Raw genomic sequence first — 14,304 nt, forward strand, 5'->3', positions numbered from 1 at the left:
TCCTCCTATGGTTTGTATGTATCAAAGTAGTCAAACATAACATTGACAAACTTGAGAGCACAAGACGACAAGTTAATCCCCTTACGACGGACATAAACCATCTTGTTATCCAAATTATCCTCAAGCGGAATCACCGTAATCCCATTCACACTTTGTGCATCCAAGAAGCCAGACCCCGTCGCATAAGCATCCGTACGTTCCAAGATACCGTTCAAAGTCGCACGGTCTGTCACGTTAAACATAAGAGACGAATCTGACGTATCCACAAAGTTCTCAGAATAGTAAAGGTACTCGTCCTTCTCCTGAGTGAAACGCACCGTAGGCAAGGCCGCCAAGTCCTCCATGACCAGACTTTCTTTTTTAGCCAGAGGATGCCCCTTACGGAGATAAATGTGCGTCTTAAACGGAATCAAATCAATAGCCTCAAGCCCAAGCTTGTCCATATTTTGCTGGATTCCCTTGCTATTTTGACGATTCAAATAGATAATCCCAATCTCACTGTGTCCCTTGGCTACCTCATCCAAAATCTGAATGGTCGTAGACTCAAAGACACGGAAATCCTTGTAATCAGGGTAACGCTCTGAAAAAGTCGTAATCAAAGGTGGCAAAAAGTCATAGTGCTGGCTGGCAATCGAATACTGGTTACCCTTTTCAGAAGCATTGAGATAGCGATTTTCAAAACTATCAAAACTGCGTACCACCTCAAGCGCACGCTCATAAAAGGTCATACCCTGACTGGTCAAGACAGCCCCCGTCGTTGTACGGGTGAAAATTTGAAAATTCAACTCCTGCTCCAAATCCTTGATAGCCACTGATAAGCTAGGCTGGCTCACAAAGAGCTTGCTGGCTGCCTCACGGAAGGTTCCGCTGTTGGCAATGGCTACGACATAACGTAGTTGTTGTATGTTCATCTGTGACACTTCTTTCTTGAAAAATCAATCAATTTTATTATACCAGATTTTATCCTCTTTTGTTGATACTAAAAAGCCCAGGCAACCCTGAGCTTGAATGACTAACAAAGTAGTCCTATTCGTCTGATTTATCTGTCAAGAAGTACTCGTTTTCACGTTTGTCATAGTCAAAGGTCAAACGAACAGTATCTACCTTACCACTTTCTGGATTATAATCACGGTAGCTAAGACTCACTGACTGAGTGAGATCGCCCTGTTCAGTTTGTGTCATTTCATGATAAGTGAAGCTAGCCTCTGGGTGTTTTTCAACCACTTCAGAAAGTCGTGTCCCCTTAAGCAAATCAGCTTGTGTACCTACAGACAACTTTTCATAGTCATCTTTTGTCCAGTTGCTATGATAGTCATCGACTTCTTTGACCTTATCATAGTCGAAGGTTGCTGAGGCAGATTTCAAAACATAGACACCGTCTTTTTTCTCAAAAGTCAAACGCACATAGTTGTTTCCATCTGTGTTTTCTTTTCTATAGGTGAGGTCTAGCAAATCTGGTTTATCTTTCTCGTAAGCATCACTATACTCGGCATCAGTCGCCTTACCGTGAGCGTCCAAGACCTCATCCAATGTCAAAGTACCAACCTTCAACTCCTTAAACTGATCCTCAGTCCAGTTAAACTTATAATTCTCGTCAATGTACTGATAAGCTCTGTTGCGACCGTCACTTTGGAACTGTTCAGCATGGTTCATGACATATTTCACCGCTTGATAACCTGCTCCAGCAAGCGAAGTCATGAAGAAGATGATTGACATGACTAGGGCAATAATAGATAGTGCCTTGCGTGTCGATTTCAGACTCAAAACCAAAGTCACAATAGCCAAAATGATAAGGAAGAAAGCAAGGAAGGTAAAGATGAAACCGATTGGAAGTGTCCAAGACAAAATGACAAATAGAATCCCCAAAACTAGGATAATGATTGGCAAAGCAATATTAACAAAAGCATTGTTCTTGGTTACTTTGGGCTTGTAATAAGGGTTTTCCAAAGGTATCTGACTTGCCTTTGGAGTTTCTTTTTCTTGCTCTTTCTCCATATTCAACTCAGGCATTGGCTTAGGAGCTTCCTCCTCTAATGCCACCTGAGCCTCTTCTGGTTGCGTATCTGCTACTGAGTCAGCTGTCACCTCTTCAGTAGCTTCAGAACTATCCACCTGCTTAGCCTCAACCTGCTCAGACACTTGGGCACTTGGTTCCTCCGAAGCAATGACAAAACCCTCTTTCTTAGCTTCCATAAACTCCTCAGGACTTGGTTTACGTCCATTGACGTCCTCAAAGTGACGCACCCATTCTTCTCTAGTTGCCATAGCTGACTCCTTTATCTCTTTTTCTTTATTTTATCATACTTTAATCTCGTCTTATGAAAATAAAATCGGATATAAGAGAGAATTTTTTGAGACTACCTTAGGTGCTTAAGTGACAAGCCATCTCATGAAAATGGATGGAAGAAGAAAAGAAACTGCACCCAAAAGTTAGATTTTCTCTATCACACTTTTTGGGGGCAGTTCACATTATGGTTTATTTATTACTCATCAGAAAACATCAATTCATCTATCTTTTCTCTATCTTCAGCAATACCCTTATATGACTCGATTGTATTACTAAGGAATTCCATACTTACCTCGTAATCTCCTTCATATAAATATATTTGAGCACCTAATGTTTCAAGACTTTCTAGGAGGGTCCTCATTTTTATCAATTCCTCTAAATCTAGATAATTACATTCTAATAAAACTTCTCCCTTTTGAATCCTATTTTTTATCTCACTAATTGGTATAGTCATAAAGTTTCTTACCAATTTACAAGCTTCAAAAATATTATTTGACATTTTTACTTTTGAGTAGATTACTGACATAACTTCATCCTTTAGAAATCTTGCACATATATACAGTCTAGTATTAGTAAGACTAGTTTTTATATTTAAATGTATAGCTATGTATCTAGTCTTTTTTAATCTCCAAACTAAGCTTATAAAAACTATAAAGGCTATAAGCAATTGCAATGATTCCCAAGAAACCAAAGTATACATTATCCTTTAAACTCTTCAGATAAATGCCAATTATTATAAAGAGAAAGGTATTGATCAAAATGACTAATCTTTTATTTTCTATCTTGCCTATTTTAAGTACCAATAGTCTAATGATAAGTATCGATGGAGAGAATAAAACGGCAATGATTGTAAGTAAAATATTTTTTCTGCTAATTAAATTAGCTTTAATGCCTTTTTGAGATTCTTTTTCAATATTCATCTCTTTAAATAATAGTTCCAGTGAAACATTATCAGGTTCACTTTTTCCTAATTCCCATTTAGAAATCGTCTGACGAGTAACAAATACTTTATCTGCAAGTTCTTGCTGAGTCATACCTGTTTTAGTTCTATATTCTTTAATCAACGTAGCAATGTCCATTTTAATACCCCTAGCTTATTTCTATTCTTCGATAAAAGGCTCTATCAACAAAATTGCTATTAATATTATATAGAGAGGAAGTTTATAAATAAAGTAAGTAGCAACGAGTAATAGAAACAATAACATTCTCGTAACCCACGGATATTTGTTTGATAAACTGACCAATAAATTAACTAAAGGTTTCAGTATCAACCCCATTAATCCAAAAGCAAGCACCCATATAAAATTAGTTTTGTTTTTCTTAATAAATTGTAACATTAAGAATACCTCCTCAGATTTGTTACTTTAAATTTATCAAGACCCATGACTAAAAGCACGCAACGAATAGTAAAATATGCGCAACGTCCTTAGAAACTAGGATGCAACGCTCCAAGTCATTACGCAACGAGGAGAATATTACCTCTTAAAAGTACGAAATGGCAGTACATTAGAATCTAAAGACAGTGAAATTTTATAATAATTAAGCTGTACTATTTTAAAGTCTATATTTTCATAAACTTTTGTTTGTCTTCGAGACCAAAACGTTGGACTACGACCTTCATATTTTTGAAGCTTCTACTTTTGTAGTTACACTTTCATTAACTTTAATCATCTTTATTACGTTTCCATCAATCTTATAATTAACTTCAAAACCTGTTGGTCTTCTCTATGCACCTTACCCCTGCATCCTCCTATACTCCTTCGACTTCTCGCCATACCAGTCCTTAGCTGAGTAGCCAAACTGCTCTCTATATCGCTCGGAGTATTTGAAGAGGTAATAGCCTCGTAGCAAATCAATGGAAAAGACATAAGTCGCAAAGACAAAAATAGCAGGCATTAGGGGCATCAAAACTGCATCAATACTCCCTCTGATGTCGCTCCCGGTAGAGCGGTCAAACAGTACCAGTCCAGCTGTAATCCCCGTTCCTCCTAAAAAGACCAAGCCATCTGAAATTTTTTCGGTTACAAGAGCTACCATAGGGCTAAACTCTGTCTGATTTTGAACGGCTTCTCTCAGTTTACGGGGAACCGTTCGAATCAAATAATAAATGGACAGAAGAAACATAGCCCCCGATAGTATACTGACAATATTTCGTCGTGTCATCATCATTATACCAGCACATACTGTAAAGATAGCGAGTAAGACGACCATATAAAAGTAGGTGCAGAATTTTAGTTTCATCGGGCTTCTTCTGTACTTTATTGAAAAGAAAAGATAGATCAGATACATGACTACATACAAGAGAATGACTGGCCACTGAATCCAAGAAAATGTTGGATTTTGATCAACTGTCAATCCTTTTATAAACATGGGCATAGCAATGGAGAAGAAATAAATAACAATTGAAGTGATTAACAAGCCAATAAATCGTTTCCAGCTTCCTTTTTGATTGAGCTTTTCTACGGTCTCCTTAGTGACAAGAGACTGACTTTGCTCGAATGTATAATTTAAGAATTTCAATAGCTTTCTCCTTTTATCAAGAAAAAAAAGGAAGGTTTCCCCTCCTGTCCCTTAATTAATCCTCATCTGGACCTGATTTATAAGTAAGGTAGAATGTATCTTCACCTTCTTTGGTATCAAATGACAAGTAAACACTCTTGAGTTTGCCATCTTCAGCCTTATAATCACTATAAGAAATAGTCATTTCTTTTTTGAATTCACCTTGACGAGATGTTGAAATCGTGTATTCTGCACTTGAAGCTTTAGGGTGATCCTTAACGACATCTTCAAGTTTTGTACCGTTTGATGGATCAGTGTAATCCCCCTTATTGAGAGCATCAAACTGTTCTTTTGTCCAGTCAGCTTTATAAGACTTATCAACTTCTACCTTATCTTGAGGGAATCTACCTGAAGCATATGACAAGATAAATGTACCATCATATTGTTTCGTAAAGGTTAGGTAAACACTTTCACCATAGTCTTTACCAGAGTAGTTCAACTTCATCTCATCGCCAGAGATTTGTGCATCAGAAGCCTTACCATAAGTCTTGATGATAGACTTAACGGTATCTTTACCGACTTTCAATTTCTGGAACTTAGATTCATTCCAGTCAAATTTAGCATTTTTGTCAATGTAATCGTTGACGTCAGTGCTATCACCTTTTGAATCAGATTTAGAGTCAGATTTTGAATCGCTGTCATCATTTTTCTTGTCAGCATCATCGTCTTTATCAGCAACTTTTGATGTCTTGCTTGAGCTTGTGTTATCACTAGCGTTTTGAGAGATTTGGAAAATCAAACCACCAATAGACACAAAGAGCATGAGACCAGCAACACCTGTTGCAATGATTGAAAGCAATTTCTTGCTTGATTTAAGGCTAAAGACAAGTGAAACAACTGCCACCGCAACTGCGAGGACTGTCAAGATGATGAAGAGCCAAGCAGGACCTACAAACCATGCCAAGACTGCAAAGATTACTGAAAGTGCAATCGCAACGATTGGCAAGATAAGATTGAAAAGAGGTTTATCTGCTGAGCCAGCTGCTGCTGGATTAGGAACTGTTCCAAATCCTTGAGCTGATGAGATAGGTGCCTTTTCAAACATGCTTGAATCAAATTGTGGTGTTGGTTGTTGCACAGGTGCTTCTGAGAAAGCTTCTGCACCAAATGGTGATTCACTGCTTGCTTGTTCTGCGACGGCATCCTCAGCTGTTTCAGCTACATCTGCGATGTCATCTTGTTCTGTGACTTCTTCAGTAGCAACTGGTTCTGGAGCTACTTCTTCAGCGACAGGTTCATTAGCTGGTGCTTCTACAGATGCTGCTTGAGCAGCCAAAGCACTTGTATCAAAGTCAGCTGCTTTAGCATCCAAAAATTCTTGGGGGCTAGGCTTACGCCCGTGTACCGACTCAAAGAGTTCAGCCCATTCTGCTTTAGTTGACATAAAAATCTCCTTTTTTCAAGAAATCCAAACAAGAGGCCCCTTCAGCTTAGCGAAGTTTTCTATAGTTAGAATTTAGACACCTATCTCTGATAAGAGCAAGTAGCATGCGTCCTTCCAAAAGTCAGCCCTCACTTTTTAGCCTGAGGCAACCTTTCCCTATATCTAGTCCCATGTTCATTTTCTTGTTGATAGTTCCATTCTACCATATTTAAAGACCTCTGTTAACCGTTTCCCAAAAGGTTTTTTTCTGCTACAATAGTAGGTATAATGCACCAAAGGAGTTATATATGAAAAACATTAAAAAGTACATTCCATTAATTATTGTACTTGTTATCGCAGGCCTAGGTTTTGCCTTTCGTGAGAACATCGCACGCGTCGTTCGTGGAGATGCTTATGTTGATAATAAGATATTCACTAAACAATTAGAAAAAGCCCAAAAATCTGGAAAAGATGCCTTTCCACAGTTGTCTGACAAGGTCGGTAAGGACGAAGCTGAAGTTATCCTCCACACTTCAAAGGGTGATATCACAGTCAAACTCTTCCCTACACTTGCTCCAAAGGCTTCTGAAAACTTCTTGAAACATGCCAAGGACAAATACTATGATGGTCTTACCTTCCACCGTGTCATCAAGGACTTCATGATTCAAAGTGGTGACCCTAAGGATGACGGTACTGGCGGAGAATCTATCTGGAAGAAAGGTTTCGCTGTTGAGCCTACACCATTCCTCTACAACATCCGTGGCGCACTTGCTATGGCCAATACTGGTGCTAAGAATTCAAATGGCAGCCAATTCTACATTGTTCAAAACAAGGACGATCAAAGCAAGCAACTAGGAAATGCTGGCTATCCAAAACCTATCATTGACGCCTACAAAAAAGGTGGTTACCCAGCTGGTGATACCAAATATACTGTCTTTGGACAAGTCATCAAAGGCATGGATGTCGTTGATACCATTGCAAACCTTGAAGTCGATGACAACAGCAAACCAAAAGAAAATGTAACGGTTAATTCCGTTGAAGTTGTGAAAGACTACAAATTCAAATAAACAAAAATCCGAGAAGTTGATTCTCGGATTTCTTTTTTATTTAACAGCAGTGAGGAGATAGTCGCCAGTGTTAACACGAGCTTCTTTAGTCGTTAAGACATCATTAAAGTCAGCTGTATTGGTCACAATGACTGGCGTGATAACTGGTAATTTAGCATCTCGGATAGTTGCTAGGTCAAATTCTATAAGTTTCTGTCCTGCTTCTACGACTTCACCTGCTTCCACATAGGTCTTGAAACCTTTACCAGCAAGAGAAACAGTGTCCATACCAATATGAATGAGAAGCTCTGCACCATTTTCAGTTGTCAAACCAATCGCATGACCAGTAGGGAAGACTAAATTAACAGTTGCCTTAGCTGGTGCGACAACTACCCCATCAGTAGGGTCAATAGCGATACCTTTACCCATAGCTCCTGAGGCAAAGACTTGGTCAGGAACTTGGTCAAGTGGGACAACATTCCCGATAAGTGGGCTCGCAATAATTTCTTGTTGAATTTCCTTAGGAGCGGGTGCAGCTTCTTCAGCTTTTTCCTCAACCTTAGCTGCCCCACCACCGTATAGATTTGGTACTCGGACAAAAAGTTGGATGAGGAAGGCAAGAACACCACCCACAATGGCAATAATAATGGCAAAGATAACTTTAGAAAGGTTACCGTCAGGCCCAATAAGGCTTGGGAAGACAAAGACACCCAGACCACCTATTGAATACGTCTTAATATCTAGGGCCATCATGGCAGCCCCCATAAGTCCTGAAACACCACATGAAATGTAGAATGGCGTTTTCATTGGAAGGGTTACCCCATAGATAGCAGGTTCTGTAACCCCAAAAATAGATGAAATGAAGGCTGGCATAGAGATGGTACGGACTTTTTCTTCTTTCGTTTTAAGCATGATAGCTCCCAACACACCTGTTTGCGTGAAACATGGAAGAATAGCTGCCGAAAGAATAATAGAACTTCCGTTTGTTGCCACATCTAGGATAGCAAGGGGAACAAGCGCCCAGTGCATTCCGAACATAACCAAGACTTGCCACGAGATACCGAGTATAAGACCAAAGACAATCGGACTAAAGTTCATGATTGCTTGGAAAAGGCTTGTCAATCCATCAGAGAAAGTATTAGCAACTGGTCCTACCACCAAGAATGTCAATGGGACAGTAATGAGTAATGTAAAGAAAGGTACCGCAAAGACTTTAATGACATCTGGGATAATCTTAGTAAAGAATTTTTGAATGTGAGAAGCTACCCAGATGGCCAAGATAGAAGGCATTACAGTTGAGAGGTAGCCCCCTGCTGGAAGCGTAAATGGAATGGCTCCTAGAACATGACCATGGCCAGCCTTTTGAAGCGCTGCTACCGCTGTAGCAATATCTGGGTAGACAAGTGCTCCTGCAATCGCAATAGCTGTAAACTCATTAACCTTGAAACGACGAGCAGATGTCAAGGCAATCAAGATTGGCAAGAACTGGAAGAAACCATCTCCCGCCGCATTCAAGATAACATACATAGGACTTGTCGCAGCTGACAGGCCACATGCCGCCATGATAGCGACTACCCCTTTGATAATCCCGGCCGCAGCCAATGGACCAAGGAAGGGTTGGAAAATACTAGAGACCATAGATACAAAGCGGTCAAAGAGATTTCCCTTAGGTGCATCCCCTTCATCGAGATCAAGACTTCCACCTGCTGGAAGACCACCAACTTGGAGGACTTCCGCATAGACGTCAGGCACATGGTTACCAATAACCACCTGATATTGTCCACCTGCCTTAACCACCGTAACAACTCCGTCACGGTTCTTAAGGTAGTCATCATCTGCTTTAGATTCATCTTTCAAATCAAAACGCAAACGTGTCACACAGTGTTTCAAGCTATTGACATTTTCCTTGCCACCAACGTGTTTGAGAATGTCCTCAGCTAATTCAGTATATTTAGCCATAAGGGCTCCTTTCTTGTCTAGGATTCTAGTTTTCTTTGAGGCTTTTTCAACGAAAAAAACCTAAATAAATACCAAGAACCAATTGGGATAAGCATACACTACTCCCATTAGTTTTTCGTATTTATCTAGGTTTTGCCTGCTGACCAGTAACAATCCTTTTGCTATGGTTCTATCTTATCAGAGTCCAAACATTTTTGCAAACCCTTACATAATTGTTTTTTGTTTTTCGAGGTAAATTCTTGACCAAGAGCATAAGTCATGATAAACTATTGTTAGTTTATAAACTAACAGAAAGAGAGTTACACGATGAAAACAAGAGCAATTATTGAATTTAAAGATACATACGCTAGCATGGAATGCCACAAGCTTGGTTACCAAACCAAGGAAACTGCCTTGGCTATTATTTCCCCTACTGGACATATTCTATCAAGTACACCGCTTTTCAGAAAGGCATATGGTTCGAACACTGCTCACATCGACCAGCTTCCTTTCAATATAGATAATCTCAGTATCACAGCAAAAGGTCTCAGTAAGAAAGCCAAAGCCAACTTGGAAGATTGGATTGCCCATACTATTATTCTTCCAATGGACTATGATAAGTACTTTACTAAGCATCAAGAACTTTTGCACCTCCTAGCAGAATCACCTATCGTTGAGTCTGTCCAAGCCTTGACTTATAAGACAGTTAAAATCCATTTTTCTGAAGCACTCAATGATGAGCATATTCGTCAACTACAAGGGTTTATTCTTGCTCAGGCAGGTATTTATAGCTATATTGGGACATCTACAGTTTCAGACCGAAATGCCTACCAGGCTCTTGAATGGGCTAAACTTGATGTTAATGGTCGTTCACACAACGATCATAAGCCTGCTATTTTTCATCGTAGCAAAGGCCTCTTAGGTGGCTTCTTTCACCACGGAAATCAAGAAAGTATTGCATAACTAATAACTGGGACACCTTGTGTCCTTTTTTGCAACAAAAAACTCACCATAAAGGTGAGCTAGATTGATTTATTTACTATGTTTCCAGTTACTATAGATACTAAATACCACAATCCAGATGGCTGCCCCAATAGCTCCGACAACTGTTGACTTTTGCAAGAAGAGACAAACAAAGACGAAGATAAAGAAAAGGATAGTCAATGGATTGAGAATCTTGTAGGCTGGCATAAGGAAGCCATCTGCCATGAACTCTTGAGATTTACGGTACTTGAGATGAGCAAGCATGGTCAAGATATAGATAGCGATGTAGACCCCTGATGATGATGCGGTAATCAAAGCAAAGGCATCAGATACACCAGGCAAGACATTGATGAAGGCTGAAACACATACCACAATGGCTGAAACAATGATGGCACGTGAAGGAATACCATTACGTGACAAAGTATCTAGCTTCAAAGCTTTCATGACTTTACTATTTGGTGTTTCCTTAGCAATTTGGAAGAGGTGACGACCTGTAGAGTAAAGTGTTGAGTTCAATGATGAAGCCGCTGCTGTCAAGACAACAAAGTTAATGAAGGCTGCTGCCCACTTGATACCAGCCATTTGGAAGACCGTTACGAACGGTGATTCATTAACTGGAAGTTTTTGCCATGGGAAGATAGCCATGAGGGCAATGAGGGCACCCACATAGAAGATGACAATACGAATCGGAATCTCCTTTATTGCCTTTGGTAAGACCTTACGTGGATTCGCTGTCTCAGAAGTTGTAATCCCTACAAATTCGATGGCTTGATAGGCAAAGAAGACCATTTGGAAGGTCATAACAAAGCTTACCCAACCTTTAGGAAACATCTGGAAGCCGTGTGTAATATTGGCAAGGCTAGCATGTCCAGCAGGCGTTTCAAAGTTGGTTGCTACCATGAAGATACCTGTTGCGATAAGAGCAAGAATGGTGATAATCTTGATCATCCCAAACCAAAACTCAACTTCCCCGAAAATCTTAACCGCAATCAGGTTAACCGAGCTCAGGATAAGCAAGAAGACAATCTGAATCTGCCAGGCAGGCCAACTTGGGAACCAATATTGGACATAAGTTGATACGGCCGTAATTTCTGCCATCCCGAGGAATATCAGTGATACCCAGTAAGACCAACCCGAGAAGAATCCCCAGCCCTTACCAAGGTATTTGGTAATAAAGTTGATAAAGGTGTGCTGGTCAGGATCCATATAGAGCATCTCACCGATCGCTCGCATCATAAGATACATGAAGATACCAGTTAGTATATATACTAAGATGATTGAAGGTCCTGTTAGGGAGAGAGAACGCCCTGCCCCGAGGAAGAGACCTGTACCGATCGTACCAGCGATGGCAATCAGCTGGACGTGACGGTTTTGAAGACCACGCACCATCCCATTCTCAGTCTGGTTGTCGTCGTCTTTATGATGTTGCTTTTGCGACATTTTTTTCACTCCAATTCTATTGAGCACGACTCATTGAATCATGCCATTTTTTAACATAACTTATATTTTACCATTTTTGAAATAATTGGTCAATTTTTATACAGAATATTCAGAATTTTATACTTCAAAACAAGGGCTTGGAAAAATTCCAAACCCTTACCCTTGTTCATCGTTATTATGATTCAGGATCATCGAGGCTACGGCCATGCAAACCTTTTTCACGTTGTATTTGACGTAGTTTTTCAGGTGTCACATCGTTACCCTCTTCGTCAACCACTTTAATTCCTTCGATATGGTGACGAACTGAGCGACGATAGCCCTCAATGTATTCTTCACGAAGTTTTGCTTGCTCCACTGCTTCTTCTGGAGTCAAGCCTTCTGTTTTTTTCTTTTTGGCAAGCTCATTGATACGAGCAATTTTTTCAGGTGTCATAATAAAACCTACCTTCTACCTGTCAACAGGTACTTATTTTGTATTCAATTGATTAAAGGCTGCAACAGCTTTGGCTTTAGCCACAAGACCCGAAAGAAGGGCCAAACGGTTGTTTTTAACAGCCTCATCTTCTGCCATAACCATGGTATTGTCAAAGAAGGCATCGATGACTGGGCTAAGAGCAAAGAGCTGAGCCAATTTGTCACTAGCTGAACCAGTCAATTCAAGCTCTTCAATTGCTTTAGAAAGGGCTTTTTCTTGATCATTTTCAAAGAGACTGGCATCGACTGCTACTGAAGCATCTGCTTTTTCTGCCAAGTTGAAGGCACGTGAGAGTGATTCAACAGCCGCCTTGTAACCCTCAGCCTTAGCAGCTTCTGAGAGGGCGTCAGCAGCTTCAAGCATATCTGCCACGACAAAGTTTGAACCAGCAAGAACGGCTTCCTTGATATCTTTAGATGTGCGTCCCATCATCTTATCCACACGCGCTTTGATAAAGTTGATGACTTCTGCTTGATTGTCATAAGAAAGACTATCAAATGAAAGGGCGTAAAGGCTGTCGATCAACTCATCCATAGGGATGTGCCAACCAAAAGCATCCAAGATACGAACAATCCCTTGTGTTGCACGACGAAGCGCATAAGGGTCATTTGAACCTGATGGAATCAAGCCAACTGAGAAGAAGGAAAGGAGGGTATCCAATTTATCTGCAAGCGCAAGGATAGCACCAACCTTAGTCTCTGGAAGGGCACCATCTGCTGAATCAGGAAGGTAGTGCTCACGGATAGCTGTCGCAACCGCAGCATCCTCACCAGCAAGGAGGGCGTATTTTTCACCCATGATTCCTTGCAATTCATCGAACTCTCCGACCATACCAGTCAAGAGGTCAAATTTATAGATTTCAGCTGCACGCGCTACGGCTGCCGTTTCTTCGGCAGTCAAACCAGCTTGCTCAGCCAAGGAAGCGGCAATGACACCAGCACGGGCCATGTGTTCTGAGAGGGAACCGATTTTTTCATGGAAGGTTACGTTAGCCAATTTAGCAACCAGGTCTTCAATCTTAAGTTTTTGGTCTTCACGCCAGAAGAATTCACCATCTTCAAGACGTGCCACCAATACTTTTTCATTTCCTCGGATAACATTTTCCAAGTGCTCAGCGTTACCATTACGGACTGAGATGAAGTTTGGTTTAAGCTTACCGTCAAGGTCACGTACAACAAAGTAACGTTGGTGCGTTTCCATTGATGTCACCAAGACTTCTTCTGGAACGTCCAAATACTTAGTATCGAAACTTCCCATAAATGCAGTTGGGTATTCGACCAAGTTCAAGACTTCATTCAAAAGTCCTTCTTCGATTTGGACTTGAACACCTTGTTCTGCTTCGATAGCTTTGATTTGCTCACGAATCATGTTTTCACGTTCTTTGCTATCCGCAATCACGTAAACAGTACGAAGGTCTTCCTCATAAGAATCCGCATTGGTAATTTCCACTTCATGTCCAAGGAAACGATGTCCACGACTCACACGACCTGACTTGATATCCAAGAAGTCAAGGTCAAGCGCTTCGTCGCCCAAAAGAACTGTCAAGGTGTGAACTGGGCGAATGTATTCAAATGTGTTGTTAGCCCAGTGCATGCTGACAGGGAAAGTCAATGAAGCAAGCACTTCTGGAACGCCAACCAAAACTTCTTTAGCAGGTTTTCCAGCTTCGTGTTTAGTAACATAAACGTACTCTTCACCTTTGACTTCACGGAATTCGATATCGTCAACAGTCAAGCCTTTCCCACGGACAAATCCTTGCGCCGCTTTTGAGAAGTTACCTTCTGCATCCAAAGCGATTTTCTTAGAAGGGCCTTTAAAATCTTCGGTCAAATCGGATTGTTGATCAGCCAAACCAATCACACGGACTGCCAAACGGCGTGGTGTTGAGAAGGTTTGAATGCTTTCGTATGAGAGACGGTTGTCATCCAAGAAGGCTGCCATTTTCTCCCCGAGTTGTTTTTCACTTGGTGTGACAACGTAGGCTGGCAACTCTTCAAGTCCAAGTTCTACTAATAAGTTTTTTGTCATGTTTCTTCCTTTACAAAATTCTTTTTTTGATAGGCGCCTTAGGTACTGGGGACGTTGCTAACTAACTTTGTGAGGCTGTAAGGAAATCTGGTGTCTCCTTGACATAGATTTCCAACAGTCTCATCAAAGTGGATTTAGCTAACTGATTTTTGAACCTAACGTTTCAAAAATCCCCATATACCAG

At 40.6% G+C, this 14,304-nt stretch carries 13 protein-coding genes; 2 read left to right on the forward strand and 11 right to left on the reverse strand.

The genetic code is table 11. The features are described from left to right. Positions 1 to 5: 5 nt before the first annotated feature. From LG375_RS04410 to LG375_RS04440, 7 genes are all read right to left on the reverse strand, one after another. Positions 6 to 911 (reverse strand): LysR family transcriptional regulator, encoded by a 906-nt coding sequence (locus tag LG375_RS04410; RefSeq protein ID WP_164332291.1) that lies wholly within the window; start codon positions 909 to 911, stop codon positions 6 to 8. A 115-nt stretch (positions 912 to 1,026) separates the two neighbouring features. Further along, entirely contained in the window at positions 1,027 to 2,265 is a 1,239-nt protein-coding gene (locus LG375_RS04415) for a CD20-like domain-containing protein (protein ID WP_225745377.1), read from the reverse strand. Between the two features lie 218 nt (positions 2,266 to 2,483). Next, positions 2,484 to 2,813 carry a hypothetical protein gene (locus tag LG375_RS04420; RefSeq protein WP_048790465.1) on the reverse strand — a complete coding sequence of 110 codons (330 nt, stop codon included), beginning with the start codon at positions 2,811 to 2,813 and terminating at the stop codon, positions 2,484 to 2,486. An 85-nt stretch (positions 2,814 to 2,898) separates the two neighbouring features. Beyond that, a complete protein-coding gene (locus tag LG375_RS04425) occupies positions 2,899 to 3,366 on the reverse strand; it encodes a helix-turn-helix transcriptional regulator (RefSeq protein WP_037599662.1) in 468 nt (155 codons plus the stop codon). 21 nt (positions 3,367 to 3,387) lie between these two features. Continuing rightward, positions 3,388 to 3,624: a hypothetical protein gene (locus LG375_RS04430; protein WP_037599660.1), complete on the reverse strand. Its 237-nt coding sequence runs from the start codon at positions 3,622 to 3,624 to the stop codon at positions 3,388 to 3,390. Positions 3,625 to 4,021: 397 nt separating this feature from the next. Further along, entirely contained in the window at positions 4,022 to 4,807 is a 786-nt protein-coding gene (locus tag LG375_RS04435; RefSeq protein WP_037599658.1) for a hypothetical protein, read from the reverse strand. A 55-nt stretch (positions 4,808 to 4,862) separates the two neighbouring features. Continuing rightward, positions 4,863 to 6,230: a hypothetical protein gene (locus tag LG375_RS04440; protein WP_037599657.1), complete on the reverse strand. Its 1,368-nt coding sequence runs from the start codon at positions 6,228 to 6,230 to the stop codon at positions 4,863 to 4,865. 287 nt (positions 6,231 to 6,517) lie between these two features. On the opposite strand from LG375_RS04440, the gene LG375_RS04445 reads away from it, so the two are divergent. Beyond that, positions 6,518 to 7,276 carry a peptidylprolyl isomerase gene (locus LG375_RS04445; RefSeq protein WP_225745378.1) on the forward strand — a complete coding sequence of 253 codons (759 nt, stop codon included), beginning with the start codon at positions 6,518 to 6,520 and terminating at the stop codon, positions 7,274 to 7,276. A gap of 36 nt (positions 7,277 to 7,312) precedes the next feature. On the opposite strand, the gene LG375_RS04450 is transcribed toward LG375_RS04445, so the two are convergent. Continuing rightward, positions 7,313 to 9,214 carry a beta-glucoside-specific PTS transporter subunit IIABC gene (locus LG375_RS04450; protein ID WP_037599652.1) on the reverse strand — a complete coding sequence of 634 codons (1,902 nt, stop codon included), beginning with the start codon at positions 9,212 to 9,214 and terminating at the stop codon, positions 7,313 to 7,315. Between the two features lie 306 nt (positions 9,215 to 9,520). Between LG375_RS04450 and LG375_RS04455 the strand changes: the two genes are divergently transcribed. Further along, positions 9,521 to 10,156, forward strand: a complete 636-nt coding sequence (locus LG375_RS04455) for a hypothetical protein (RefSeq protein ID WP_013990993.1) — start codon at positions 9,521 to 9,523, stop codon at positions 10,154 to 10,156. Between the two features lie 69 nt (positions 10,157 to 10,225). Here the strand turns inward: LG375_RS04455 and LG375_RS04460 are convergent, their stop codons facing one another. The 3 genes from LG375_RS04460 to glyS form a co-directional block, all read right to left on the reverse strand. Further along, positions 10,226 to 11,617 carry an amino acid permease gene (locus LG375_RS04460; protein WP_070438773.1) on the reverse strand — a complete coding sequence of 464 codons (1,392 nt, stop codon included), beginning with the start codon at positions 11,615 to 11,617 and terminating at the stop codon, positions 10,226 to 10,228. A gap of 175 nt (positions 11,618 to 11,792) precedes the next feature. After that, positions 11,793 to 12,050, reverse strand: coding sequence for a DUF896 family protein (locus LG375_RS04465; RefSeq protein WP_064524819.1), 258 nt, complete (start codon positions 12,048 to 12,050; stop codon positions 11,793 to 11,795). Positions 12,051 to 12,083: 33 nt separating this feature from the next. Next, complete coding sequence (gene glyS, locus LG375_RS04470; protein ID WP_225745379.1) at positions 12,084 to 14,120, reverse strand: glycine--tRNA ligase subunit beta; 2,037 nt, start codon at positions 14,118 to 14,120, stop codon at positions 12,084 to 12,086. Between the last annotated feature and the right edge of the window lie 184 nt (positions 14,121 to 14,304).

It is taken from the genome of Streptococcus sp. Marseille-Q3604 (assembly GCF_916619785.1).
In the GTDB taxonomy this organism is placed as follows: Bacteria; Bacillota; Bacilli; order Lactobacillales; family Streptococcaceae; genus Streptococcus.